This is a genomic window from Aerococcus sp. HMSC062A02 (genome assembly GCF_001809535.1).
In the GTDB taxonomy this organism is placed as follows: domain Bacteria; phylum Bacillota; class Bacilli; order Lactobacillales; family Aerococcaceae; genus Aerococcus.
In genome coordinates, this window is the sequence record NZ_KV797921.1 from 101,092 (window position 1) to 126,431 (window position 25,340).

Sequence of the window (25,340 nt, forward strand, 5' to 3'; positions counted from 1 at the left end):
GACTTCACCCAATCGGAACGACCGGCTAAAGCCGTTCTTATCCGATTGGGCTCCAGTCATTCAAGTCTAGACGCAACTGCTCACACCCTTGTTAGTTGGGTTTGCAAGAGCAGCTTTGGCGTGCTTTCGCAAGTTGGAAACGTGCAAGCCTGGCTTGCCCTTATTCCAACTTACTCCAAGCAGCCAAAGCTAACCGCTCTTGCTCACACCCTTGTTTTACCCGGCGTAGTAGCCGTAGAGGGCCATGGCGGTGGCGAAGACGACGGAGCCGATGATGGCGATGAGGCCGATCCAGATTAAGATTTGGCCACGACGTTTTTTCTTCTTTTTGTTATTGTACATTTTAGATTTTGGCATGTGCTGTGGCATAAGAAACCTCGCTTTCTCTTGTAAGCTGTACGCTTTTTATTATAGCATAGGGATATATGAATTGCTTAAGGAATATTTTTTCACAAAAACTAAATATTATGGAGATGGAGTGTGAATGAGATGAGTGAAGAAGCAACACGTGTATTAATTATTGAAGATGAAAAGAATTTAGCCCGTTTCATTGAATTGGAGCTGAAATACGAGGGCTATGAAGTGGAAACTTGCTACAATGGACGGACGGGACTCAAGGCCGCTCTTGAAGAAGACTGGGATATTATCCTGCTCGACCTCATGCTCCCAGAAATTAATGGGGTGGAAGTCTGCCGCCGCCTGCGCCATGAGAAGACGACACCAGTGATTATGATGACTGCTCGCGATTCTATTATTGACCGGGTGTCTGGTTTGGATCAGGGTGCCGATGACTATATTGTTAAACCTTTTGCGATTGAAGAACTCCTGGCACGGATGCGGGCCTTGCTTCGTCGCATCAATATTGCAGAGAGTGAATTCCAAGTGAAACAAACCAAGCTGACCTTTAAGGATATCACGGTCGAAAAAGAAAACCGGATTGTTCACCGGGGGGATGATATCATCGACTTGACCAAGCGGGAATACGAGCTCTTAGTCACTTTGATGGAGAATGTCAACGTCGTCCTCTCCCGCCAGGAATTACTCAATAAGGTCTGGAATTATGACACTGAGATTGAAACTAATGTTGTGGATGTTTATATCCGTTACTTGCGCAATAAGATTGACCGCAAAGACCAACCTTCTTATATTCAAACTGTGCGCGGAACAGGCTATGTGATGAGGACTGAACAATGAAATTAGATAATCAACCTGATAACCAAGAGAAGAAAAAGCGAATTTCACTTTTTTGGAAATGGGGGCTCTGCCTATCAGGGATTATCTGGCTCATTGCCATGCTGGTACCAATAGCGATTGTGATCTTGAGTCCGGGAGAATTGGTGGTCTCGCTCACTTTTATCGCTTTTTTCCTCCTCTTTGCTTCAGGGGTGGCAGGTTTCTTAACGGCATCTTGGATGCTCCAGCCCATCCGCGATATTAAATTCACCCTGGACCGGATCTCCTTTAAGAGCATTGCCGATACCCGGGTGATCATCCGTGATAGTCAGGACGAGCTGACGGATATTTCCCTGGGGATTAACCAGCTCTTAGACCGGATGACCCATTATATCGACCAGCAGGTGCATTTTGTCGAGGATGCTTCTCACGAGCTGCGGACTCCAGTTGCGATTGTCCAGGGGCACTTAAAGATGCTCAACCGCTGGGGCAAAGATGATCCAGAAGTCTTACAGGAATCCATCCAATCGGCTCTGAGTGAGATTGAGCGCATGCGCGTTTTGGTCCAAGAGATGCTCGACCTGTCGCGGGCTGGCCAAGTGGAGATTCACTACCAAGATGAGGCGGTTGATGCCGGTATGGTGGTGGAAGAGTCTTATGAGAACTTCAAGATGCTCCACCCTGACTTCACCTTCATCTTGAATAATGAGCTCTCTAAGCCTTATTATGTGGCCATTAACCGCCACCATTTAGAGCAGTGCCTCATTATCTTATTGGACAATGCAGTCAAGTATTCCACCGATACCCCCTTGATTCATATTACGGTATCTACGGATGTGATCCGCTATGTGGAAATCGCCATCCAGGACTTTGGCGAAGGACTTTCTCAAGAAGACCAGGATAAGATCTTTAACCGCTTCTACCGGGTGGATAAGGCCCGGTCTAGGGAAAGAGGTGGCAATGGTCTCGGCCTTCCCATTGCCCGTCAGCTGATCGAGGGTTACAAGGGTCAGCTCTTCGTAGAATCTTCCTTGAATAGCGGCTCGGTCTTCCACATCCGCCTGCCCTTAGCTGAGGAAGTTGATGATAAGGTCCGGTCAGTGGAAGAAGACTCAGATGCAAATTAAAAAAATGCCTTAAAGCAGGACAGAGTGTGCTGCTTTAAGGCATTTAATTTTGTTTTTGTGATAAGTGAGCATCCGTTCTTTTTTTGAATTTGGTCATTAAGTTACAGATGTTCAAGAATTGCTAGCGTCTACTTACGCTTTTGCTTGCCGGCATTCCGACCTTTTTTCGGACCCTTGTCAATTTGACGAGGAGCGTCGTCTTTGACGCTTTGGGTGACGTCTTTGGCTTGTGTGCTTGGACTAGTTTTCACTTTAACTGGATTTTTCTTCATCTCTTCTTCAATACGGGCTGTGATGCGTGGCCGGTAGATGAGATTGGTGTAGAGCGATTGGAGAACACCCCAGAGCGCTGATACAATGAAGTAAAGGGTCAGACCAGCAGGTGCGCTGAAGACGATGAAGCCCATCATAATTGGCATCATAAACATCGACATCTTCATTTGAGCCCGTTGCTCTTCTGGAATACCTTGGAGAGAAACCCAAGATTGCAGGGCATAGAGGGCAATCGTAATGATGGCGAAGAGTAGGCTTGGTTCGCCTAGAGGAATGCCAAAGAAGGTGTAGGCCTTGATTTCAGGGCTGGTTCGGATTGCTGCATAGAGGCCAGAGAAGATCGGTAATTGAATGAGGAGAGGCAGGCAGCCTTTCATCCCGCCTAGCATGGAGATATTATTTTCTTTAAGAAATTCTTGCTGCTCCATGGCGAGGCACATCCGCTCTTCGTCAGAGCTGGCATTCTTTTGCCGCTCTTGCATTTCTTTCATATAGGGCTGGAATTCTTTCATCCGGACCGAATGTTCCATAGTGGAGTTCAACTGGCGCATGGTGAGCGGTAGAAGAACCAGACGCACCAGGATGGTCATGGTAATGATGGCTAGGCCATAATTTCCATTAAAGATCTCAGCAAACCAGTTGAGTAAACGGTTGATCGGCATGGCGAACCAACGGAAGCCAAAGCCGTCCGGATTATTTGGGTTGGCACAGCCAGCTAGTAATAGGCTACTAGTTAGCGTCAGGGCAAGCAGTTTGGCCCGCTTGCCTGTCAATGATTTAAACAATATGTCACGTCCTTTAATCTTTGATAAAACTTACCCTATTATTCTATCGAAACTCGCTTATGATTTCAATAAAGCGTTTCAAAAGAATCTTTAAAGTCTAAGTCTTCCTCGGCTATCAGGTCGACCTGGTCAATCCGCGCATAGGGATTGGCTTTTTCGAGGGCTTGGAGAAATTCCTCTCGGGTCTGGGCATCTGCTTGGAGGACCAGGCTGACACTGCCATCTGCCTCGTTCTTAACCGAACCCCCTAAGTGCCACTGGCGGGCTAGTTGACTGCAGTGAAAACGGAAGCCGACCCCTTGGACCCGGCCGCTGATACGAAGTTTACTGGTTAACATCTTGCAACCTCCTTTCCTTAATCATAGCATGCTTTGTTGGGCTGGGGGAATAGCTAGTAAAGAAATCTAACTTGTGGGGAAATTATTCCTAGCCCATAAGCTGCGTAAAAGCTGAAAATTGTATATAATATAGAGTGTATAATCGTCGAATCGATTAGTCGAGAAAGGATGTTGTCGGAAGTCAATGGCAAAAAGAAGAAGGAAAAAAACAAAAAAACGTACATTTAAAAATGAAGCGGTTGCCCTTGGCATGCTTGTGGTGACTTTATTTGGCATTTTCCGCTTAGGCTTTGTCGGCCGGCTCATTGCCCAGGTTATGCGCTTATTGGTGGGCGAGCTTTACTTGCCGGTCTTTGTTGGCTTGGCCTTGGCCATGGTCTGGCTGATTCTAACAGGTCAGGGCCCTAACTTGCGCAACCGTCTGTCCCAAGCCTGTCTCTGGCTCTTGCCCCTGCTAGCACTGATCTTACATTCTTGGTATTTTTCAGCCTTTGCGGATCAGGGCCAGTCTCTGATTAATGTGACCTGGTCTTTAGCGGCGGAAGCCCTCCGCCAGGGGACCTTCAGCCAGAGTTTGGGTGGGGGCATGCTTGGGGCCTTGCTTTACACTGTCTCTTATTTTACTCTGGGCCAAGTGGGGACCTATGTTCTCATCTTTATCGCCATCCTGGTCCTGCTCTGCTTTGTCATGAATATCTCCTGGCAGGAATTCTTGGAAGGCATCCAGATGCTCTGGACGGTCTTTTCAGATTGGTTCTCCAATTTCCTGGCAGACAGTAAGGAGAACTTGCAGAAGCAGTCAGAGAAGCGCCAGGCCAAGGCCAAGCAAAAGGCTAAGCAGTCTGAGCCCAAAGAAAAGAAGAACCGCATCCGGCCTAAAAAAGAAAGGACTGACCAAGAGGCCCAGCCTGCACCAAGAGAGCCGGTGGAAATCGTCGGCCTATCCTCTTCCCAGTCTTCAGGAGGGAGCCGGGCTAAGTCGAGTCCGAGTCAACAAGAAGCTCCTGCTCAAGCCGGCGCGCCTGCCCAAAATATTCCCTTAAAATTTGAATACGATGAGGAAGAAGAGGAGGACCATGAAGACCTGGCTGACATGAAAATGGAAGCCGAGGAAGAGAATCCTAATTATCGCCTGCCTCAGCCTGATCTCTTGAATGATCGGGAAGAAACGGACCAGTCCGGCGAATATAGTGTGATCCAACACAATATTGAGAAATTAGAGGAGACCTTCGAGAGCTTTAATGTCGATGCCAAGGTGGTCAAGGCTAACCTGGGTCCGGCCGTAACCAAGTTTGAAATCCAGCCAGCTATCGGGACCAAGGTCAGCAAGATCACCAACCTAGCGGATGACATTGCCCTGGCCCTAGCAGCCAAGGATATTCGAATTGAAGCGCCAATTCCTGGCAAATCGGCCATTGGGATTGAGGTTCCTAACCAACAAGTCAGTTTGGTCGCCCTGCGTGATAGCTTGGAGAATGCTCCCAAGTCGCCCAAACTCTTGGAAGTTCCCCTGGGACGGAGTATCGCGGGCTCCATCCAGATGGCTGACCTGGCCAAGATGCCCCACTTGCTGGTAGCGGGGTCTACGGGATCGGGTAAATCGGTTTGTATTAACGGGATTATCATCTCGATCTTGATGAAGGCCAAACCTCATGAAGTTAAGTTAATGATGATCGATCCTAAGAAGGTGGAATTGAATGTCTACAACGGCATCCCCCATCTTTTAACCCCTGTTGTAACCAACCCTCGTAAGGCTGCCCAAGCCCTGAATAAGATTGTGGCAGAAATGGAAAGGCGCTATGAACTCTTTGCTGAAACGGGGGCTCGGAATATGAAGGGCTACAACCAACATATCCGTGAAAAGAACCGGGAAGAGGGGACGGACGATCCCTGCCTGCCCTATATCGTTGTCATCGTTGATGAATTGGCTGACCTGATGATGGTCGCCTCCAAGGAAGTGGAAGCCGCCATCATCCGTCTAGCTCAGATGGCCCGAGCAGCTGGTATCCATATGATCCTGGCCACCCAGAGACCTTCTGTTGACGTTATTACAGGGATTATCAAGGCTAATGTGCCTTCTCGGATCGCCTTTGCGGTCTCCAGTGGGACAGATTCGCGGACTATTATCGACCAGAATGGGGCCGAGAAGTTGCTAGGTCGCGGCGACATGCTCTTCATGCCGATGGGTGAGGGCAAGCCGATCCGAGTCCAAGGGGCCTTCATTGATGATGATGAAGTGGAACGCGTAGTTGATTTTGTGAAGTCCCAGCAAGAAGCAAATTATGTTGAAGCGATGATGCCCAGTGAAGCCAGTGAAGATAATCCAGCTGATGAACTTGATGAGATCTGGTCTGACGCCATGGAATTTGTCAAGGGTCGGGATACAGTATCCACGTCCATGATGCAGCGCCGCTTCCGCATCGGCTACAACCGGGCCGCCCGTATCATTGATGATATGGAACAGCGGGGAATTATCGGACCGGCTAATGGATCTAAGCCACGGGTTGTCAACATTTCCGATAACAGCGATGAGCCTTCACAAGCAAATTAAAGGAGAATTGAGAGATGAATTTACCTAATAAATTAACGATATTTCGGATTTTACTGATTCCCGTCTTCCTGCTCTTAGTGGAATTCCCCTTGGATTGGGGGACCTGGCATTTCTTAGGCAGTGCGATCGACCCTCATTTGTTTTTAGCGGCCTTGGTCTTTATCTTTGCTAGCTTTACTGATTGGTTGGACGGCTATATTGCTCGCCGCGACCACTTAGTCACTAATTTCGGTAAGTTTGCGGACCCCATCGCTGATAAAATGCTCGTCGCGACGGCCTTGATTGAATTGGTGACTCTGGGTAAGTCCCCAGGTTGGGTGGTCAGCCTGATTCTCATGCGGGAATTAGCTGTTTCTGGCCTGCGCTTGATCTTGGTCCAAGAAGGGGAGGTCATGGCAGCTAAATTTATCGGCAAGGTTAAGACTATGACGCAAATGTTCGCTGTCATCTTCCTTTTGGTTGATGATGCGCCCTTTGGCTTCCTACCCTTCTCAATCGGTCAGGTCTTGCTCTACCTCGCCCTCTTCTTCACCCTCTATTCGGGCTTTGACTATTTCATTAAGAACAAAAAAGTATTTAGTGATGGCCTCTAAGGGCTCAGCATAGAAAAAAGAAAAGTGATTAGGTCAAGCTCCTAGTCACTTTTTTATCAGGCAAGGACTTTTGGCCCAAGCTTTTTTTAAAAATTTGTTAGAATAAAAGTGAATTTTGGAAAAAATGGTCTATATATGAATAAGGAGGAAAGAAATGAAAGCTGAAATTATTGCGATTGGGACGGAAATTCTTATGGGGCAAATCCTGAACACTAATGCCCAATTTTTGGCCCAACAACTGACAGAACTGGGGGTGGGGCACTATATCCAAACGGCTATCGGTGACAATCCCGACCGCCTAGCAGCGGTCACCAAGCAGGCAGAAGAGCGGTCTGATATAATTATTTATTCAGGCGGTATCGGGCCTACCCGAGATGACCTGACCAAGCAGGCCCTGTCTGCCTATCTCGATGAGCCCTTGGTCTATGATGAGGAGAATCTAGATCGGGTCCGCCAAGATTTTAGCCGGCGTAAAGCGACCATGTCGGACTTGAACCAACGCATGTCCCTCTATTTTAGCCGGGGGAAAAGTCTCAGAAATCCTGTGGGGCAAGCGGTGGGCACGGCCCTGGTCAAGGATGGTCGACTTTATATAGTCCTACCTGGCTTCCCTAAGGAGATGCGGGCCATGTTCCTTGAAGAGGGCAAGGCCTTAATCCAAGACTTTATAGCTGAAGATAGCCGGCAGGTACTGAGCTCGCGCTACTTGAATTATTATGGGCTGGGGGAGTCCCAGCTAGCCGAAAGCTTAGATGACTTGATTCAAAGCCAGGAAAATCCCACCATCGGAACTTATTCTAAGCATAATGTTCTGACCCTGCGCTTGACGGCTAGTGGCTCGGATGAAGGGACGACCCAGGCCCTCTTAGATACCCTCGAAGAAACAATTAATGACCGCCTCGGGGCTTACTATTATGGCCAAGGCCTGGACTATATGCCCAGCCAGGCCCTGGTCCAGACCCTCAAGACCCAGCAAAAAACAGTCTCAGTTGCTGAAAGCCTAACGGGTGGGATGGCGGCAGCTGCTATTGTTGACTGCCCAGGCGCTTCAGAAATTTTTGAAGGGGGCGTCGTGACCTATAGCCTCCAAGCCAAGCGCGATGTCCTAGGCGTCTCCGCTGAAACATTGGACCAAGAAGGCATGGTTAGCCAGGCTTGCGCCAAGGAAATGGCAGAGAGGTGCCGCCAGCTCTTTCAGACGGACTATGCCTTGAGTTTTACGGGGGTTGCCGGTCCAGACCAGATGGAAGGTCAGGATGTCGGAACGGTCTTTATTGGCCTAGCCGGTCCCGCCGACTGCCAAGTCCACCGTCTGCACTTATCAGGCCAGCGTGAGAACATCCGCCGGTCAGCAGTCCATGCCGCTTGCCTGGCCCTTATCCAAAAATTAAATTAGAACAACCGTTCGCTTTTTGCTTGCTATTTGAGCAGAAGCCCGCTACAATATAGCTAGAGTAAATGTACGACAAGGAGGAAGTACTGTGAGTAAATCCAACAACGATTCCAACCGTCAAAAAGCCCTTGACGAAGCCCTCAAAAAAATTGAAAGAAATTTTGGTAAGGGTGCCATTATGAAGTTAGGTGACACGGCCGACCAAAGAATATCAACAGTACCGTCTGGGTCACTGACTCTCGATATCGCCTTAGGGGTCGGCGGTTATCCTCGGGGCCGGATTGTTGAAGTCTATGGTCCAGAATCTTCAGGTAAAACAACGGTGGCCCTTCATGCGGTCGCTGAAGTCCAAAAGCGGGGTGGCATTGCAGCCTTTATCGATGCGGAGAATGCCCTAGACCCTGAATATGCCAAACACTTAGGGGTCAATATTGATGAATTGCTCCTGTCCCAACCTGATACGGGTGAACAAGGCTTAGAAATTGCCGATGCCTTGATTTCATCAGGGGCCATCGACATTGTAGTCGTTGACTCTGTCGCTGCCCTAGTGCCCCGGGCTGAAATTGAAGGGGAGATGGGGGATGCCCACGTGGGTCTACAAGCCCGACTCATGTCGCAAGCCCTCCGTAAACTATCCGGGACTATTAACAAGACGAAGACCATTGCCATCTTTATCAACCAGATCCGTGAAAAGGTGGGCGTGATGTTCGGAAACCCTGAAACTACACCAGGTGGTCGGGCTCTGAAGTTCTATTCTACCGTCCGCTTAGAAGTTCGACGCGGTGAACAACTGAAAGCCGCAGGGGAAGTAATCGGTAACCGGACCAAGATTAAAATTGTCAAAAATAAGGTAGCCCCACCTTTCCGCGTGGCAGAGGTTGATATCATGTACGGCCAAGGAATTTCCCAAGCTGGCGAATTGGTTGACCTAGCCGCTGACTTGGATATCATCCAAAAATCAGGCTCTTGGTATTCCTACGGGGATGACCGGATCGGCCAAGGTCGCGAAAATGCCAAGAACTTCTTGAAGGAAAATCCGGATATTTTCCAAGCGGTGGACCAACAAGTCCGTGCCCATTATGGCTTTGGCGGTGAAGCCGCTGAGTCTGACTCAGAAGAAGCCACTGGGCAAGCTGCTTTAGACGTGGACGAGAAGGAAGACAATAAGGAATAGGGCCAGAGCTGAAGACCTCTTAGTCCTTCAGTAGCAACAATTAACCGCACTGCCAAAGATTAAGAATAAGCGTTCGTAAATCATAATTTTTACAAAGAGACTGGGAGTTTTCCTAGTCTTTTTTGTGCTTAGTCATTGGTCTAAATTGAGGGGCCGTTAAAGAACAATTGACAGATTAGAAACAAAAATATACAATATATAATAGGTGTAAAAGTTTTTACACTGAGTAAAAATATTTAAAGTATTTAAGACTACAATTAAATAGAAACGGAGGTGAACTATGCAGTTTACAGGAATAGCCTTCGTTATCGTTGCTTTAATTGTTGGCCTTTTAGTCGGGAACTATGTTGGGGACAAGCGTCGCCAGGAACGGATGGAAGCCGACCTCGCTGAAGCTGAACGTTCAGCCCAGGATATTATCAACCGTGCCGAGCGTGATGCCAAATCCCAATATAAAGAAATGATTGTTGAAGCGAAGGAAGAAGCCCAAACTTATCGAACCGAAGCTGAGAAAGATTTAAAAGCTGATCGTGATGAACTTAAACAACGTGAAAACCGTTTGAACCAGCGGGAAGAAAGCATGACCCGCCGCGAAAACACGCTAGATAATAAAGAAGATCAGCTCAACTCCAAAGAACAATCCTTGCGTGACCGCATGACCAATCTTGAAGAAAAAGAAGCCCATGCGGACCAATTGATCCAAAAACGTGAAGAAGAAGTTCAAAGAGTATCGGGTTTAAGCCAAGAAGATGCGAAAAACTTGATTTTATCTGAAACAGAACGTGAATTGAGTAATGAAGTTGCGATTAAAATTCGTGATGCTGAACAAGAAATTCGTGAAAAAGCTGATAAAATCGCTAAATCGATTATCCTTCAAGCCATTGAAACGAGTGGGGCGGACACTGTATCTGAAAGTTCAGTGACAGTTGTCCACTTACCTAATGACGATATGAAGGGCCGGATTATCGGTAAAGAAGGGCGGAACATTAAGACGCTAGAATCCTTAACGGGGATTGACTTAATTGTCGATGATACCCCTGAAGCTGTCGTCTTGAGTGGTTTCGACCCGGTGCGCCGAGAAATTGCTAAGATCGCGCTCGATGCCTTGATCGCAGATGGTCGGATCCACCCGGCCCGGATTGAGGAAGCAGTGGAAAAAGCCCGCAAAGAAATGGATACCCGTATCCGTACCATTGGGGAGGATACCGTCTTCGACCTCGGCATCCATGATATGCATCCGGACTTAATTAAGCTAGTGGGACGCTTGAATTATCGGACCAGTTATGGCCAAAGTGTCCTGGGCCATAGTATCGAAGTGGCTAAATTAGCGGGTACTCTGGCTGGTGAATTAGGCTTAGATGAAGCCTGCGCCAAACGTGCCGGTCTCTTGCATGATATCGGCAAGGCCGTGGATCATGAAATTGAAGGGACCCACGTTGAAATTGGTGTCGAATTGGCCCAACGCTACCATGAGAATGACCTCGTGATCAATGCGATTGCAAGCCACCATGGGGATGTAGAAGCCATTTCACCAATTTCAGTGCTTGTCGCAGTTGCCGATGCGCTATCTGCTGCACGTCCAGGTGCCCGGTCAGAATCGCTTGAAAATTATATCCAACGCCTACGCAGCTTGGAAGACATTGCCAACCGTGCCGACGGTGTCAGCAAGTCTTATGCGATTCAAGCGGGACGTGAGATCCGCGTCATGGTCCAACCTGACCAGGTAGATGACCTTGAAGCAGTGAAACTCTCGCATGACTTAGCCAAGCAAATCGAAAAAGAACTTGACTATCCAGGTCAAATTAAAGTAACGGTAATCCGTGAAAAACGTGCTGTCGACTATGCACGTTAAGTCGTATTACCCCTTATAATTTGCAGCAAAAAGAGCTTGGGAATTTCCAAGCTCTTTTTGCTATCTTTACTTGCTCCAGTGAAGGAAAGCTAAACGCTCTTGCTCTCACCCTTTAGCCCTCTGCTTCTTCCATTTCGGCGGCGAGGTTGTCGTAGTCGATGTCGTTTTCCATAAATTCCGTATAGTCTGTTGCGAAGTGTTGCTCTAGGCTATCGATGGTTTGGATTTGGACCTTGGCATCGGTGACGATGTAGTCCAGGATGTGGCCGCCAAACTTGCGGTCATCGCTAATGAAGTGGCAGTGGAAGCCGCCCTTGGCTACGCCATCGTAGAGGTGGGGCGTATAGATGCCGACTGCCGTCCCCATGATATCGTATTGTTCGAATTCAGGTTGGACCCGGGTGGCTTCAACTAAGCGCGGATAGGGTTTCTCTTGCTTTGGTACCGCCCGGGTATGGACATAATCGAAGTGCCCGTCAATCCGAATCACTGAGAAGACGTTCTTGCTTTGGACCATCTGTCCAATCTCAGAACGCATTTTTTTCAGGGTCGTGGGCCGCTTGATTTCTTCAAAGCGGTCTGGTTTGAAGAAGGTGACGGCAGCATAGGGGCTGGTCAATTCAGGCTCGACCTCTACGACCTGGCCGGAAGCTTGAATTTGATAAGCTTGGCCGTCGACCATGATAAACTCCCCGTCGAAGGCGTGGAAGGTGCCAAGACCGGTATCGCCATGGTCAAGGAGCTCACCGAAACGGATACTGCCATCAAAGAACCCCGCCATCAAATCGCCTAAGCTTTGGTGTTGAAATAATTTAGACATATAGACTCCTTTCATTAAATGGGACGAAAGCCAGAGAAAACTAGTTTTTTGTAGCCTAAGAAGCGAAAGAGTCCAATCTCCCAGTCGCCCCGGTCAGAGAGACGGACAGATCGGTGCAGGAAGATCGTTACCGGCCCGGCTTGGTAGCTCTGATAGTTCTCCGGATGGTCGGGCTGTCCGCACTTGACCTCAGGCTCAAAATTACTAGCTTCACAGCAAGAATTGAATACAGACTGGGGGTATTCCACCCGTAAATCATGGATCCCCTCAGCTTCTAAATAGTCTTGAGCTGCCTTGGAAATCATCGCATCCTCCTTTTATTATCCTTAGTTATTTAAGCTTATTTTAGCACAAGGGATGAAGGCAGAGCAAAAAAGGGAAGGCCCTAAAGTTTGGCTCTAGGGTCCGATAAAATATGTATGCACTTTAAGAAAGTTAGCATTTAAAATTGAAAATTAATGGCCTGGCTTTGAATCATGGGGTCCATGGCATTCTCGTCCATGGTCATAGCAGTGGTCATTTCGAGAGAGAAGCCAGAAAAATTTTCAGTCGGGACGCCAACCAGCATGACTTGGTCAGAGGCTTTAGCTTTAGGAGCTAATTCAGTCGTTTGATTGAGGAGGACATGGTCATCGATTTGTTCACCATTATCTAAAATTAGCCGATCAAAATGAGGACCAATAATTTCTTGATCTGATAGGTTTTCAATGGAATAGACAATTTGTAAGAAGTAACCCTCTTTTGGATTGCCCCCAACCATGTCCCAAACAGGGTCTGCCTCGCCTTTATCAGACTGAAAAAGTTTGACACTATGAATGGTCGCTTTTAATTCGGGAGCAATATCTAGCGTTTCTTCGGGTTGGGCGATTTTTTTGAGTTCGAGACTGCCAAATTCTGGATCATTTGATTTTTGCCCGACTTCTGTGAGTTCTTCAGGCTTATTTTCTTTACTCTCTTCCTGCAGTTCAACCTTCCCAGCAGGGGCTTCCTTAACCTGATCACCGCAAGCACTTAAAGTAGCAGCGGCTAGCGCTAGTAATAACAATTTCTTCATTTCTTTTCCTCCTCGTAAAATATAAATATTTTTATTCACAATACCAGGTGGAAATAAAATGTCAAGAAATATAACGATGCCTGCCTAAGTACTTTTTTGGTTATATAGTATAATAAAAGTGCAAAAAAAATTAAATTCTTAGTTGTGCTTGAAATATAGGGGAGCAATGATTGAAATGCTAGACCGTCTACTATTCGTATTATATGTGTTGTTTGTATCTTTCGTAACGCTAGCATGGTTCTATTTCTGCAAACATTTAACCTTAAGAGGCTTTTGGTCAAGCTTCTTTAAGACAAAAGATGGCGATAATAATGACCAAGATAATTAATTGACTTTGTTTCCTTTAGATAGAAATAATCAAATGAGATGGATGAACAGAAAACAAGCAGCCTTGCAGATTGACCTGCTGGGCTGCTTGTTTTTTTATGGACGCTATTCATCAGCTGATTTAGCTGGTTAACGGTCCAAAAGTTATAGAAATGTTATAGAATTCCGAGTAAAAACTAGCATTTATTAGACATTACTGGCTATTAGTAAGTGTGATAAAGCCCGATAAATCAACATTGGCCTTTACTAGCCCTCACTAGAATTCACAAAAAGGAGACGAAGGGATTCGAACCCTCGTGCCGGTAGTCACCGACAAGTTGATTTCGAGTCAACCGCGTTATGACCTCTTCGCTACGTCTCCATAGAATAAGTACAAGAATTATCTTAACGCTAATCGGCTAAAAATTCAAGTGGAAATCGGCATGCGCCTGGAAAATCAGGCAGCGTCCAGAAAATCTTCCTTGCTTGCCTAGGCGGTCTCGAGAGATTTGTGTTAAAATGGGGAGATGAATCGTTTGGCCAAGCTCATTCTCGCTTGGAAGGCCTAGGTATAGATAAAGATACAAGCAAAGGAGTGCATGATGGTTCAAAAGACAAAGAAAACCCCCATGATGGAACAGTATGAGGCCATGAAGGCTAAGTATCCAGATGCTTTTCTCTTTTTTAGGCTGGGGGACTTTTATGAATTATTTAATGAGGATGCCTTGAAAGCGGCCCAGTTGTTAGAGATTACCTTGACGAGCCGCAATAAGAATGCAGAGAACCCCATTCCTATGTGTGGGGTGCCCTACCATGCGGCGGGGGACTATATTCGCCAGCTGATTCGCTTAGGCTATAAGGTGGCCATTGCTGAGCAGATGGAAGACCCTAAGCAAGCCAAGGGGATGGTGCGTCGGGAAGTGATCCGCTTGATTACGCCTGGGACCTACCTGGAAGAGGGCAGCCAGCAGACCAATAATTACATCTGTGCCTTGGTCAAAGCAAAATCAGGCTATGCTTTGGCCCATAGTGACCTAGGGACTGGGGAGTTGCAGGTGACCCAGCTTGGGAGCTTGGAATCCCTCTTAACGGAGTTTGCCCAGCTTCAGCCTAGTGAGTTAGTGGTAGAAACAGAGCTTGAAGAGGATTTCTTAGACAAGCTCAAGCGCCTAGCTGACTTCACGCTTTCGGTTTACAAGCCGGACCCAGCAGTCATTGAAGGCCAGGACCATCTCTTGGCGGACATAGAAGCAGCAGATGAGCGGGCAGCTCTGACCCTGCTTTTGGCCTATGTGCAAGCTACGCAGTTCCAGATGGTGGACCACTGGCAGGAGGCGGAGCACTATGAGGTGGACCACTACTTGCACTTGGACCACTATGCCAAGCGTAACTTGGAACTGACGGAGTCGATTCGGACCCGTCAGCAGGCTAATAGTCTCTTGGCCTTCCTTAATCAGACCCGGACCGCTATGGGGAGCCGGCTCTTGCGTCAGTGGCTCGACCGTCCTTTGATTATCGCGGCTGATATTGAGCGCCGGCAGAATTGTGTGGCTGATCTCATGGACCAATATTTCGTTCGTTTAGAGATCCAGGAGCAATTGAAAGGGGTCTATGACTTGGAACGCCTGGTGGCTAAGATTTCCATGGGCAGTGTCAATGCCCGGGAACTTCTCCAGCTTAAGCAGTCTCTAGCCAAGGTGCCAGCTATTGTCCATAATCTTCAAATCCTATTAGGAGAGGATGAAAGTCGCCAGGCTCACTGGCAGCCAGTCTTAGAGACTTTGACGGCCCTACCGGAAGTGGTTGACCTGATTGACCGAGCCATTGATCCCAACGCCAATGTGCAGGTTACAGAAGGTGATATCATTCGTGATGGCTTCAATGACCAGCTCGACCACTACCGGGAGGCCATGCGCCACGGCAAGGCCTGGATTGCCCAGCTCCAGGCGGACGAGCGTGAGCGGACAGGGATCAAGTCGCTCAAGCTGGGTTATAATAAGGTTTTTGGCTACTATATTGAGGTTACTAAGGCCAACCTCCACCTTCTTGATGATTTGGAGGAGAATAACTATGAGCGTAAACAAACTCTAGCCAATGCGGAGCGTTATATCACCCCTGAATTAAAAGAAATGGAAAGAACCCTTTTAGAAGCGGAAGATAAGTCCATTGACTTGGAATACCAACTATTTATCCAGGTTCGGGACCAGGTCAAGGCCTATAAGCAGGACTTGCAGGCCCTAGCCAAGTCAGTAGCTAGCCTAGACGTTTTGCAGAGCTTTGCCCAGGTCAGTGAAGACCATCAATTTGTCCGTCCAAAAATTTCTCTAGACGACCGGAATTTAGAGATTATTGACAGCCGCCATCCGGTCGTGGAAGCGGTGATCGGCAAGGACCAATTCGTTCCCAATTCCATTGAAATGGACGACAAAACCAATGTCTTACTGATCACAGGCCCCAATATGTCCGGGAAGTCAACCTATATGCGCCAATTAGCCCTGATTGTGATTATGGCACAGATGGGCTGCTATGTTCCCGCCAAATCGGCCAAGATGCCGATTTTTGACCAAATCTTCACCCGGATTGGGGCAGCTGATGACCTGATTTCAGGCCAGTCTACCTTTATGGTGGAGATGTTGGAAGCCAACCAGGCCATCCAATATGCGACCGACCGCAGCCTTTTGCTCTTTGATGAGATTGGCCGGGGGACCTCGACTTATGATGGGATTGCCTTGGCCCAGGCCATTTTGGAATACCTCCACGACCATTTAGAGGCCAAGCTGCTCTTCTCTACTCACTACCATGAGCTAACCAGCCTAGAAGAGCGTCTGCCAGGCCTGCGTAATATCCATGTGGGAGCGAGTGAGAAGGATGGGGAACTGGTCTTCCTCCACAAGATTTTCCCTGGCCCTGCTGACCGCAGCTACGGGATCCATGTGGCTAAGCTGGCAGGCATGCCAAAAAGTCTCCTAGCCAATGCCGACCGGATCTTGAAAGACCTCCAAGCGAGCCACGGGGAGGATCAAGGGGGACAGTTGAGTCTCTTTAGTGTGGCAGAAACCAGTCCCCAAGCTGAAGACCCGACAGCGACCTGGGTCATGGACCAATTGGACCAGGTGGATTTAAATGATACCACTCCTATGCAGGCCTTTGAGCTCTTACGCAAGCTAGTAGCTAAAGTGGAAGGAGGGGATTAAGCATGGCGATCCAACTCTTACCTAGCCAAGTGGCGGACCAGATTGCAGCGGGCGAGGTGGTGGAACGGCCCGCTTCCGTTGTGAAGGAATTGCTGGAAAATGCCATCGATGGCCAGGCCCAGGAGATTGAAATCCGAGTGGAAGAGGGAGGACTCCGCAGCATCCAGGTGATTGACGATGGTATCGGCATCGCTTCTGATGAGGTGGAGTTAGCTTTTAAGCGCCATGCCACCTCTAAGATCCACCAGAGTCAGGACTTGTTCCGGATTCATTCGCTCGGCTTTCGTGGGGAGGCCCTGCCGAGTATTGCCTCCGTTTCTGAAATGACCTTGGAGACTTCAGATGGCCAGACGGGGACCTGGATCTACTTGCAGGCCGGTGAGCTGGTGGACCGGCGCGACAGCCATCTCCGTCAGGGGACCTCGGTTCTAGTGGAGAATCTGTTCTACAATACGCCAGCGCGCTTGAAGTATATCAAGAGCCTGCCAACTGAGCTCTCCCATATTTCCAATATTATTAACCGCCAGGCACTGGGCCATCCCCAGATTCGTTTTCGTTATTTTAATGAGGACAAGCTGGTCTTTGAGAGTAATGGCAAGGGCCGGCTCCAGGAAGTTTTGGCGGCTGTTTATGGCTTTAAGCAGGCCCGGGAGATGTACCCGATCGAAGCCGAGAGTTTGGACTTCAAGTTGACCGGCTATGTGTCCCCACCGACCTTGACGCGGGCCAGCAAGAACTATATCTCCCTCTACCTGAACGGCCGCTATATCCGCAATTATAAGTTAAGTCAAGCGGTCATCGATGGTTACCGGGAGAAGTTAATGATTGGCCGCTATCCAATCGCTGTCCTCCATATCGAGGCCGATCCCCAGCTCCTGGATGTCAATGTCCACCCCACTAAGATGGAGGTGCGGATCTCTAAGGAAGACGTCCTCTATGATCTGATCAAAGAGAGCCTGGACCATATCTTCCAACCCCTCCAGCGGATACCTGAGGCCAACCAACCCCTCCAGTATACCGAAGAAGCCAAGCCAGAGCCCTTCCGCTTAGAAGAAAGCTATGAGCAGGGCCACTTGCCCTTGTCCAGCCCTCGCCCTCAATCGCCATCAAGGAGAGAAAGCCAGCTAAGCGAGCTGGTTTCCTCAACAAATGACCCTTGGAAAGAAGCGGGAAGGCCAAGTGGAAATGCTAGCCTTGATTCAGAAGCTAGCCCAAGTCAGGCTCAGCCGGTTTCTTCAGAGACGATCCAACCTTCAATTGAGGAGCGCCAGCACAAGCACAGTGAAAAAGAAGTCTGGCGGGACGTGGACCGGGTTACGTCCATTGATGCTAAACAGGTCGACCAGTCCCCGCGCTTTCCTGACCTGGACTATATCGGTCAATTGCACGGGACCTACCTCTTAGCTTCAGACGACACGGGCATGTACCTACTGGACCAGCACGCCATGCAGGAGCGGATTAAGTATGAATACTACCGGGACCATATCGGAACTTACGGGACCGCTATGCAGGAATTGCTGATCCCCGAACTTTTTGAATTCACCCAGGATGAAATGCTTGAGATCCGTCCTCTCCTGCCTAAATTAAAGGAGATGCAGCTTGACTTTGAACTCTTTGGCAGCCAAACCCTGCAATTATCTGCCCATCCCACTTGGATTCGGTCTGACCAAGTCCATGAGACGGTAGAGGAATTGATCCAACTGGCCCTGACCGATAAGTCAGCCAGTGTGAGTAAGTTCCGCCAGGCGACAGCCATCATGATGAGTTGCAAGCTCTCGATTAAGGCCAACCACTACTTGTCCGACGACCAAGCCAAGCAACTGATTGCTGACCTGAGCCAGTGCCAGAATCCTTTTAACTGCGCTCATGGTCGACCAGTCCTGATCCACTATTCGACTTATGAGATCGAGCGTTTGTTTAAACGGATCCAGGATAGCCATTAGTCCCGGGCACAAATGTTCGCATTCGGCAAGCTTTATGTTAGAATGAGAGTGACAAAACCTTAAAGGAGTGACTGAAATGGACCAAGCCAATAAAGAAGCACGTTTGAAAGAATTAGATGATATCCAATACCGGGTGACCCAAGAAAGTGGGACTGAAGCACCTTTTTCAGGTAAGTATGATGACCATTATGATAAGGGGATCTATGTGGATATTGTCGATGGGAGTCCGCTCTTTGCCTCAACGACTAAATTTAATGCGGGGTGTGGTTGGCCTTCCTTCTCTAAGCCGCTCTTTGACGACCAAATTAAGGAAAATACCGACACCAGCCACGGCATGGTGCGAACCGAAGTGCGGAGCCAAGCCGCAGATTCTCACCTCGGCCATGTCTTTAATGATGGGCCTAAAGACCAAGGTGGTTTGCGCTACTGCATCAATTCCGCAGCCTTAGACTTCATCCCTTATGAAGAGATGGACGAAAAAGGTTACGGCGACTATAAGAAATTTGTAGAATAGGAGCATTCCGTCATGTATGCTTATTTTAAAGGAAAGATAACCAGCATCTTACCGAATGCGATTATCATTGAAGTGAATGGGATTGGTTACCAAGTGATTATGGCCAATCCCTATCGCTTTTCTAGCCAGGTGGGGCAGGAAGCAAGGATCTGGCTCTACCAAGCAGTCAGTCAAGATAGCATCCGCCTCTATGGTTTTAGCGATGAAGCGGAGAAGGACTTATTCCTGCATCTGATTTCGGTCTCAGGGATTGGACCTAGGAGTGCCTTGTCTATCCTCAGCTTGGACGACCACGAAGGCTTGATCCGGGCCATTGACCAGGCAGATAGTCAATTCTTGACCAAGTTTCCTGGTGTCGGCAAGAAGACGGCCCAGCAGATTATCCTCGACTTGCAGGGTAAACTAACGAGTGATGTTGAAGATAAAGCGGCATCCCAAGCCGCTTCGGCGAGTCCTTCCCATCCTATTACCCAAGAACTAGAAGAGGCCCTGGACAGTTTGGGCTATTCCCAACGCGATATCCAGCGTGTGGTCAAGCAGATGGACTTTGACCAAGTGGCGACTACTTCGGACGCTATCCGTCAAGCCCTGCGCTTGATGACTGCTCGCTAGTTGATTCAGGACAAAGAAATTTGAAAGGAGGCCTGCAGTGGCAGAGCGTATACTAGATGAGAATAACCAAGGCCTAGGGGAGGAGAAGTTTGAAGGCTCGCTCCGTCCCCAGTACTTAAGGGAGTATATTGGGCAGTCTGCTCTCAAAAAGGAGCTAGCTGTCTATATCCAAGCTTGCCAGGCCCGTGATGAATCCTTAGACCATGTCCTCCTCTACGGCCCACCTGGCTTGGGGAAGACGACCCTGGCTTATGTCTTAGCTAATGAACTCGGGGTAGGGGTCCACACGACCAGCGGCCCAGCGATTGAGAAGACAGGGGACTTACTCGTCTTACTCAATGAGATGGCGCCGGGGGATATTCTCTTTATTGATGAGATCCACCGCCTGCCCCGGGTGGTGGAAGAGATGCTCTATTCGGCGATGGAAGACTTCCGGGTGGATATTATTGTGGGTCAGGATACCGAAGCCCACGCTATCCAGTTCGACCTGCCCCCCTTCACCTTACTGGGGGCCACCACACGGGCAGGGGCCTTATCAGCGCCTCTGCGCGATCGTTTCGGTATTGTCAAACAGTTGCGCTACTACAGTCCTGACGAGCTCAATGCCATTGTTCAGCGGACCAGCCAGGTGCTCAATAGTCCCATCGATGACCAGGCCAGTTATGAGATTGCCTTGCGCTCGCGCGGGACGCCACGGATTGCCAACCGTTTGTTGAAGCGGGTCCGGGACTTTGCCCAGGTCTTCAATGAGGACCAACGCATTGACCTGGCCATTACCCAGAAGGCCTTGGACATTTTGGAAGTGGATGCCAAGGGACTGGACGCTGTTGACCGAAAGATCTTGGAAACCATGATTTTTTACTACCAAGGCGGCCCGGTCGGCTTGTCGACAATTGCTGCTAATATTGCCGAAGACCCCCTCACCATCGAAGATATGTATGAACCCTACCTGATCCAGAATGGCTTTCTCCAACGGACGCCTCGGGGACGGATCGTCACCTCCCTAGCCTATAGCCATTTAGGGATCGACCCAGAAGAAAGCAAGTGAAAAAGGAAGCGAATGGAATGACATTAAAAACTTCAGACTATGACTATGACCTACCCGAAGAACTGATTGCCCAGACCCCAAGCAAGGACCGGTTAAATTGCCGGCTTTTGACCCTCGATGCCCAGACTGGCCACTATGCAGACCATATGTTTGCTGACTTGCTCGATATCTTGGAAGCTGGAGATGTGCTCGTCCTCAATGACACCCGGGTCCTCCCTGCCCGGCTCTTGGGCACCAAGGAAGAAACCGGCGGCCATGCCGAGCTCTTATTGCTAAATAACTTGAATGGGGACCGCTGGGAAGTTCTCGCCAAACCAGCCCGCCGCCTGAAGACAGGGACCATTATCCAATTTGGAGACGGCCAGCTAAGGGCTAAGGTGGTGAAGGAATTAGACCACGGGGGACGAGAAATTGAATTTCTTTATGAGGGCATTTTTATGGAAATTCTGGAAGCTTTGGGAGAGATGCCCCTGCCTCCTTATATCAAGGAGCACTTGGATGACCCGGACCGCTATCAGACGGTCTACGCCAAGGAGAATGGGTCAGCAGCGGCGCCTACAGCCGGTCTGCATTTTACCGAAGACTTCCTAGACCAGGTCCAAGCTAAGGGCGTTGACCTGGCCTATCTGACCCTCCATGTGGGCCTAGGTACCTTCCGCCCTGTGAGTGCCGATGATTTAACTGACCATGAGATGCATTCGGAATTCTACCGTTTGGACGAAAATAATGCCCAGAAGATCAAGACTGCTAAAGCAGCGGGCAAGCGGGTCGTTGCGGTGGGCACCACCTGTATCCGTACCCTAGAGACCATCGCTCAAAAATTTGAAGGTCAGCTGCAAGCAGACTCAGGTTGGACCTCTATTTTTATTTACCCAGGTTTTGATTTCAAAGTGGTTGACGCCATTATTACCAACTTCCACCTGCCCAAGTCGACCTTAGTGATGTTAGTTAGTGCCTTCGCCGGCCGCCAGCATGTCCTGGCAGCCTATAAGCACGCAGTGGAAGCCTCTTACCGCTTCTTTAGCTTCGGGGACGCTATGTATATCCAAGGTCCCCAATACCGTGAAGACGATTAACTTGTGACCATACGGGGAAAGGAGAGAGCTTATGTTTGCCCCCTTGCATGTCAATAGCGCCTATACCTTACTCAAGAGCCCCATATCCCTAGCTGACTATGTGACTTTTGGCAAAAAATTGGGCTACCAGGCACTAGGCTTGGCCGATGTCAATGTCCTGTACGGCGCCTGTGAATTCTACGACCTCTGCCAGGAAGCGGGGATTAAGGCCCTGATTGGTTTATCCCTCCAGCTCCCTTCTGAATTTATGGGCCAGGACTTTGAAGAATATGTGGTCTATGCGCGCAACCAGGCAGGCTACCAGGTCCTCATGCGCTTGTCTACCCTGGTTAAAACCGGGCGTTACGCAGAAGCCTTGGATCGATTAAAAAAGGAGAATGATGACCTCCTAGTAGTCCTATCCGCCGTTTATGGCCCCCATATGGCACGGATTAAAGAGAATCAAGACGCAGAAGCTCTGGCCTGGTGCCAGGGCTTTAAAGCGCATTTTAAGGCAGATAATCTTTATATTGGGCTGAGTGCCCAGGCCTTTGACCGCTACCACTTGGATAGCATTAAAGCGCTGAGCCAGAAGACTGGCTTAGACCTCCTTGCCTTGCCCTATGTTGCCTACTTAGAGACGGAGGACTCTTTCTACAAGCAAGTCCTAGCAGCTATCGATCAGAACCAGCCGCTAGACGATATTGAAGCTAGCCGGGAGGGACGGGGCCCTCACTTTCTAAGGTCGCCGGCAGATTGGCGGGCTGAATACGCTGAAATCGGATTAGCGGAGGCGGTGGACCTTCTGTCTGACTTAGTCGCTGATCTGAATGTAGAGATGGTCTACCACAAGGAACTCTTGCCGCGCTTTCCCCTGGATGAGGGGGAGGATGCCCAGACCTACTTAGCCCAACAGGCAGCCCAAGGTTTGGCCGAGCGCGTGGGCGACCAGGCAAATTTTAAAGCTTACCAGGAGCGTTTGACCTATGAACTCCAAGTGATTCACCGGATGGGCTTTGATGATTATTTCTTGATCGTTTGGGATATTATGCGCTATGCCCGGGCCTCTAAGATTACTGTAGGGCCAGGCCGGGGGTCAGCAGCAGGCTCCTTGGTCGCCTATGCCCTCTTCATTACCCATGTCGATCCGATTGAAAACGACCTGCTCTTTGAGCGCTTTCTCAATCCGGAGCGCCACAGCATGCCCGATATCGACTTGGATTTTCCCGACAACCGCCGCCAGGATATCCTCCACTATGTCTTTGAAAAATATGGGGCCGACCATGTGGCCCAGATTGCTACCTTCGGAACTTTTGCTGCGCGCAAGGCCTTGCGCGATGTGGGCTCAGCCCTAGGTAAGAGCCAAGCCGAAATCAGCACCTGGGCCAATCAAATTGAGGGGCAAATCAGCTTGCGTGAGGCTTATCAAGGATCCAAAGACTTCCAGCGTTTGCTAGAGGAAACGGAAGATGGCAAGCTCTGGCTCCAGGCAGCACTCAAACTGGAAGGCTTGCCCCGCCATGTCTCAACCCATGCGGCAGGGGTCCTGATTAGCGACCGGCCCCTGGTGGCGGATATTCCCCTCCAGCAGAACGCCAACAATGAAATCTTACTCTCTCAATTCACCATGGGCGAAGTCGAGCGGATTGGCCTCTTGAAGATTGACTTCTTAGGTCTTATCAACTTGAGCATCCTCCACGATGTCAAGGAAGCCGCTGAGAAATTAGGCTATAAGGACTTAGACCAAAAATTGGCTCAAAAGGATGATCCGGAGGTTTACCAGCTCTTCCAGCGGGCTGAGACCCTGGGCGTCTTCCAGTTTGAATCGGATGGTATTCGCAATGTCCTGCGCCAAGTGAGTCCCGAATCCATGGAAGACCTGGCAGCCGTCAATGCCCTCTTCCGGCCGGGACCAATGAAGCAGATCAACCACTTTGCCCGACGCAAGCACGGCCAGGAAGCCATCAGTTATCCCCATGAGGACCTTGCTCCGATCTTGGAAGCGACATACGGGGTCATGGTCTACCAAGAGCAAGTCATGCAGGTGGCCCAAAAGATTGCTGGCTTTAGCCTCGGTCAGGCCGATATTCTGCGCCGGGCCATGGGCAAGAAGCAGCAGGAAGTTTTAGATGGCCTCCATGATCAATTCATCACGGGAGCTATCGACCAGGGCTATGAGGCAGGCTTGGCCGAAGAGGTCTACCACTATATCGATGCCTTCGCCAATTATGGCTTCAACCGGTCCCATGCCTTTGCCTATTCTTACTTGGCCTATGACTTGGCCTGGTTCAAGGTCCATTGCCCGGCTGCCTTTTACTACGGCAACCTTCGCCACACCAGCATCCATGACGTCAAGGGTAAACAGCTCTTAACGGAGGCCCGATCAGCTGGCATTCAAATTGACCTGCCCAGTGTCAACCGGTCCTTCATGCCCTTGGACCTGGTCGACCAGTCGACCCTCCGCCTGGGCCTATCCAATATCAAGACCCTGAGCCGGCCGGTGAGTCGGAGCATTATTTCAGAGCGCCAGTACGGAGGTGCCTACAAGGATCTTATGGATTTTGTCAGTCGCTTGGATCAAGCAGCCGCCAGGGAAAAGGTGCTGACCGCTCTGGCCTTATCCGGCGCCCTGGATGACTTTAACTATAACCGCCGGACCCTGGTTGAAGATGCCCTGCCTAAGTTGCTGGACCACCGCAAACTTTTTGGTCAGCAGAGCCAACAGAACCAGCTAGACCTGGGCATGGCCAATGACTACCAGTCCCTCTTCGCTCCGGTCATTGAAGAATACGAAGAGTACAAGGATTCCGAACTGATCCAACAAGAAATTGACTACCTAGGCCTCTGTCTGAGTGTCGATCCCTATGCAGCCTGGAAGGACTTCTACCAGACAGGCCAGCTCCAGGCCATTAGCGATCTCAAGCCAGGCCAGGGAGTTCAGGTTATCGGTGAAGTCGTCCATGTCAAACGGATCCAAACGAAGAAGGGGCAACCCATGGCCTTCCTGGAAGTCCAAGATGCCACGGGGACGGTTAACTTAACCGCCTTTCCCCAGACCTATATCCGCTATGTCGCCTTCTTGCGGGATAAGCAGAAACTGGCCGTGCGCGGGAAGACTGAAGAGCGGCGCGACCAACTCCAAATCCTAGTCGATCAAGTTTATCGCCTGGACCAAGCCTACTACCAGCAGCTCAAAGATCAAGCCATTAAGCAGGGCAGGGCGGGGGCCTTCCACATCGAAGTTGCCAACCAAGCAGCAGCTTCCCAGAAGAAAGCAGACTTGCTGGCCCTCGTCCAAGACCAACCTGGCATCACGCCCCTCCACTTTATCTTCAAAGAAGAGGGCAGCCAGTACTGGTTGGCTTCTCAATTTGCGCTCGCTCATACGCCCCAGGTCCTCCAAGCCCTAAAGGATATTTATGGGGAAAAACATGTCATTCTCAGCTAACAAGTTCGTGAAAAAATTACAAATGGGGCGACATTCTTTGAAAAAAATGTTAAGATAAAATTGTATGAATTAATTTTTTGAAACGAG

At 49.4% G+C, this 25,340-nt stretch carries 20 protein-coding genes and 1 tRNA gene; 14 read left to right on the top strand and 7 right to left on the bottom strand.

The genetic code is table 11. From position 1 onward, the window contains the following. Nucleotides 1–216: 216 nt before the first annotated feature. Nucleotides 217–369, bottom strand: a complete 153-nt coding sequence (locus tag HMPREF2626_RS10015) for a MerR family transcriptional regulator (protein ID WP_141744581.1) — start codon at nucleotides 367–369, stop codon at nucleotides 217–219. A 120-nt stretch (nucleotides 370–489) separates the two neighbouring features. On the opposite strand from HMPREF2626_RS10015, the gene HMPREF2626_RS04025 reads away from it, so the two are divergent. After that, entirely contained in the window at nucleotides 490–1,194 is a 705-nt protein-coding gene (locus tag HMPREF2626_RS04025; protein WP_067972011.1) for a response regulator transcription factor, read from the top strand. Beyond that, the gene (locus tag HMPREF2626_RS04030) at nucleotides 1,191–2,300 is read left to right on the top strand and encodes a sensor histidine kinase (RefSeq protein WP_070617780.1); all 1,110 of its coding nucleotides are present in this window, start codon (nucleotides 1,191–1,193) and stop codon (nucleotides 2,298–2,300) included. Before HMPREF2626_RS04025 ends, HMPREF2626_RS04030 begins: the two co-directional genes overlap by 4 nt. Nucleotides 2,301–2,428: 128 nt before the next feature. Here HMPREF2626_RS04030 and yidC read toward each other — a convergent pair whose 3' ends face one another. Next, nucleotides 2,429–3,358, bottom strand: coding sequence for a membrane protein insertase YidC (gene yidC / locus HMPREF2626_RS04035; protein ID WP_083294333.1), 930 nt, complete (start codon nucleotides 3,356–3,358; stop codon nucleotides 2,429–2,431). Between the two features lie 65 nt (nucleotides 3,359–3,423). Then, nucleotides 3,424–3,696 carry an acylphosphatase gene (locus HMPREF2626_RS04040; protein WP_070617782.1) on the bottom strand — a complete coding sequence of 91 codons (273 nt, stop codon included), beginning with the start codon at nucleotides 3,694–3,696 and terminating at the stop codon, nucleotides 3,424–3,426. A 184-nt stretch (nucleotides 3,697–3,880) separates the two neighbouring features. Between HMPREF2626_RS04040 and HMPREF2626_RS04045 the strand changes: the two genes are divergently transcribed. From HMPREF2626_RS04045 to rny, 5 genes are all read left to right on the top strand, one after another. Beyond that, nucleotides 3,881–6,247: a DNA translocase FtsK gene (locus tag HMPREF2626_RS04045; protein WP_070617785.1), complete on the top strand. Its 2,367-nt coding sequence runs from the start codon at nucleotides 3,881–3,883 to the stop codon at nucleotides 6,245–6,247. 14 nt (nucleotides 6,248–6,261) lie between these two features. After that, the gene (gene pgsA / locus HMPREF2626_RS04050) at nucleotides 6,262–6,840 is read left to right on the top strand and encodes a CDP-diacylglycerol--glycerol-3-phosphate 3-phosphatidyltransferase (RefSeq protein WP_070617788.1); all 579 of its coding nucleotides are present in this window, start codon (nucleotides 6,262–6,264) and stop codon (nucleotides 6,838–6,840) included. Between the two features lie 154 nt (nucleotides 6,841–6,994). Next, nucleotides 6,995–8,236: a competence/damage-inducible protein A gene (locus tag HMPREF2626_RS04055; RefSeq protein ID WP_070617791.1), complete on the top strand. Its 1,242-nt coding sequence runs from the start codon at nucleotides 6,995–6,997 to the stop codon at nucleotides 8,234–8,236. Between the two features lie 85 nt (nucleotides 8,237–8,321). Beyond that, the gene (recA, locus tag HMPREF2626_RS04060; protein WP_070617796.1) at nucleotides 8,322–9,407 is read left to right on the top strand and encodes a recombinase RecA; all 1,086 of its coding nucleotides are present in this window, start codon (nucleotides 8,322–8,324) and stop codon (nucleotides 9,405–9,407) included. A gap of 280 nt (nucleotides 9,408–9,687) precedes the next feature. Beyond that, nucleotides 9,688–11,259 carry a ribonuclease Y gene (gene rny, locus HMPREF2626_RS04065; protein WP_070617798.1) on the top strand — a complete coding sequence of 524 codons (1,572 nt, stop codon included), beginning with the start codon at nucleotides 9,688–9,690 and terminating at the stop codon, nucleotides 11,257–11,259. Between the two features lie 112 nt (nucleotides 11,260–11,371). On the opposite strand, the gene budA is transcribed toward rny, so the two are convergent. From budA to HMPREF2626_RS04085, 4 genes are all read right to left on the bottom strand, one after another. Next, a complete protein-coding gene (gene budA, locus HMPREF2626_RS04070) occupies nucleotides 11,372–12,079 on the bottom strand; it encodes an acetolactate decarboxylase (RefSeq protein ID WP_070617801.1) in 708 nt (235 codons plus the stop codon). A gap of 14 nt (nucleotides 12,080–12,093) precedes the next feature. After that, nucleotides 12,094–12,384 (bottom strand): CC/Se motif family (seleno)protein, encoded by a 291-nt coding sequence (locus tag HMPREF2626_RS04075; RefSeq protein ID WP_070617803.1) that lies wholly within the window; start codon nucleotides 12,382–12,384, stop codon nucleotides 12,094–12,096. Nucleotides 12,385–12,521: 137 nt separating this feature from the next. Next, the gene (locus tag HMPREF2626_RS04080) at nucleotides 12,522–13,133 is read right to left on the bottom strand and encodes a hypothetical protein (RefSeq protein WP_070617805.1); all 612 of its coding nucleotides are present in this window, start codon (nucleotides 13,131–13,133) and stop codon (nucleotides 12,522–12,524) included. 598 nt (nucleotides 13,134–13,731) lie between these two features. Next, a tRNA-Ser gene (locus tag HMPREF2626_RS04085) sits at nucleotides 13,732–13,821 on the bottom strand. Between the two features lie 220 nt (nucleotides 13,822–14,041). On the opposite strand from HMPREF2626_RS04085, the gene mutS reads away from it, so the two are divergent. The 7 genes from mutS (at nucleotide 14,042) to HMPREF2626_RS04120 (ending at nucleotide 25,253) form a co-directional block, all read left to right on the top strand. Beyond that, nucleotides 14,042–16,633, top strand: coding sequence for a DNA mismatch repair protein MutS (mutS, locus tag HMPREF2626_RS04090; RefSeq protein WP_070617807.1), 2,592 nt, complete (start codon nucleotides 14,042–14,044; stop codon nucleotides 16,631–16,633). Nucleotides 16,634–16,635: 2 nt separating this feature from the next. Then, nucleotides 16,636–18,576 carry a DNA mismatch repair endonuclease MutL gene (gene mutL, locus HMPREF2626_RS04095; protein WP_070617810.1) on the top strand — a complete coding sequence of 647 codons (1,941 nt, stop codon included), beginning with the start codon at nucleotides 16,636–16,638 and terminating at the stop codon, nucleotides 18,574–18,576. A 76-nt stretch (nucleotides 18,577–18,652) separates the two neighbouring features. Next, on the top strand, nucleotides 18,653–19,090 hold the full coding sequence (gene msrB, locus HMPREF2626_RS04100; protein ID WP_070617813.1) for a peptide-methionine (R)-S-oxide reductase MsrB: 438 nt from the start codon (nucleotides 18,653–18,655) through the stop codon (nucleotides 19,088–19,090). A gap of 12 nt (nucleotides 19,091–19,102) precedes the next feature. Continuing rightward, nucleotides 19,103–19,702 carry a Holliday junction branch migration protein RuvA gene (ruvA, locus tag HMPREF2626_RS04105; RefSeq protein WP_070617815.1) on the top strand — a complete coding sequence of 200 codons (600 nt, stop codon included), beginning with the start codon at nucleotides 19,103–19,105 and terminating at the stop codon, nucleotides 19,700–19,702. A gap of 37 nt (nucleotides 19,703–19,739) precedes the next feature. Next, a complete protein-coding gene (gene ruvB, locus HMPREF2626_RS04110; protein WP_070617819.1) occupies nucleotides 19,740–20,750 on the top strand; it encodes a Holliday junction branch migration DNA helicase RuvB in 1,011 nt (336 codons plus the stop codon). A gap of 17 nt (nucleotides 20,751–20,767) precedes the next feature. Then, nucleotides 20,768–21,826 (top strand): tRNA preQ1(34) S-adenosylmethionine ribosyltransferase-isomerase QueA, encoded by a 1,059-nt coding sequence (gene queA, locus HMPREF2626_RS04115; protein WP_070617822.1) that lies wholly within the window; start codon nucleotides 20,768–20,770, stop codon nucleotides 21,824–21,826. Between the two features lie 31 nt (nucleotides 21,827–21,857). After that, nucleotides 21,858–25,253, top strand: a complete 3,396-nt coding sequence (locus tag HMPREF2626_RS04120) for a DNA polymerase III subunit alpha (protein ID WP_070617825.1) — start codon at nucleotides 21,858–21,860, stop codon at nucleotides 25,251–25,253. Nucleotides 25,254–25,340 lie beyond the last annotated feature (87 nt).

Bases quoted from the DNA above. Each gene is read 5' to 3' on its own strand.
- HMPREF2626_RS04075 (WP_070617803.1), bottom strand. From the start codon at position 12,384: ATGATTTCCAAGGCAGCTCAAGACTATTTAGAAGCTGAGGGGATCCAT.
- mutL (WP_070617810.1), top strand. From the start codon at position 16,636: ATGGCGATCCAACTCTTACCTAGCCAAGTGGCGGACCAGATTGCAGCG.
- pgsA (WP_070617788.1), top strand. From the start codon at position 6,262: ATGAATTTACCTAATAAATTAACGATATTTCGGATTTTACTGATTCCC.
- HMPREF2626_RS10015 (WP_141744581.1), bottom strand. From the start codon at position 369: ATGCCACAGCACATGCCAAAATCTAAAATGTACAATAACAAAAAGAAG.
- rny (WP_070617798.1), top strand. From the start codon at position 9,688: ATGCAGTTTACAGGAATAGCCTTCGTTATCGTTGCTTTAATTGTTGGC.
- budA (WP_070617801.1), bottom strand. From the start codon at position 12,079: ATGTCTAAATTATTTCAACACCAAAGCTTAGGCGATTTGATGGCGGGG.
- HMPREF2626_RS04080 (WP_070617805.1), bottom strand. From the start codon at position 13,133: ATGAAGAAATTGTTATTACTAGCGCTAGCCGCTGCTACTTTAAGTGCT.
- HMPREF2626_RS04045 (WP_070617785.1), top strand. From the start codon at position 3,881: ATGGCAAAAAGAAGAAGGAAAAAAACAAAAAAACGTACATTTAAAAAT.
- msrB (WP_070617813.1), top strand. From the start codon at position 18,653: ATGGACCAAGCCAATAAAGAAGCACGTTTGAAAGAATTAGATGATATC.
- HMPREF2626_RS04055 (WP_070617791.1), top strand. From the start codon at position 6,995: ATGAAAGCTGAAATTATTGCGATTGGGACGGAAATTCTTATGGGGCAA.
- queA (WP_070617822.1), top strand. From the start codon at position 20,768: ATGACATTAAAAACTTCAGACTATGACTATGACCTACCCGAAGAACTG.
- mutS (WP_070617807.1), top strand. From the start codon at position 14,042: ATGGTTCAAAAGACAAAGAAAACCCCCATGATGGAACAGTATGAGGCC.
- HMPREF2626_RS04030 (WP_070617780.1), top strand. From the start codon at position 1,191: ATGAAATTAGATAATCAACCTGATAACCAAGAGAAGAAAAAGCGAATT.
- ruvA (WP_070617815.1), top strand. From the start codon at position 19,103: ATGTATGCTTATTTTAAAGGAAAGATAACCAGCATCTTACCGAATGCG.
- HMPREF2626_RS04025 (WP_067972011.1), top strand. From the start codon at position 490: ATGAGTGAAGAAGCAACACGTGTATTAATTATTGAAGATGAAAAGAAT.
- HMPREF2626_RS04040 (WP_070617782.1), bottom strand. From the start codon at position 3,696: ATGTTAACCAGTAAACTTCGTATCAGCGGCCGGGTCCAAGGGGTCGGC.
- HMPREF2626_RS04120 (WP_070617825.1), top strand. From the start codon at position 21,858: ATGTTTGCCCCCTTGCATGTCAATAGCGCCTATACCTTACTCAAGAGC.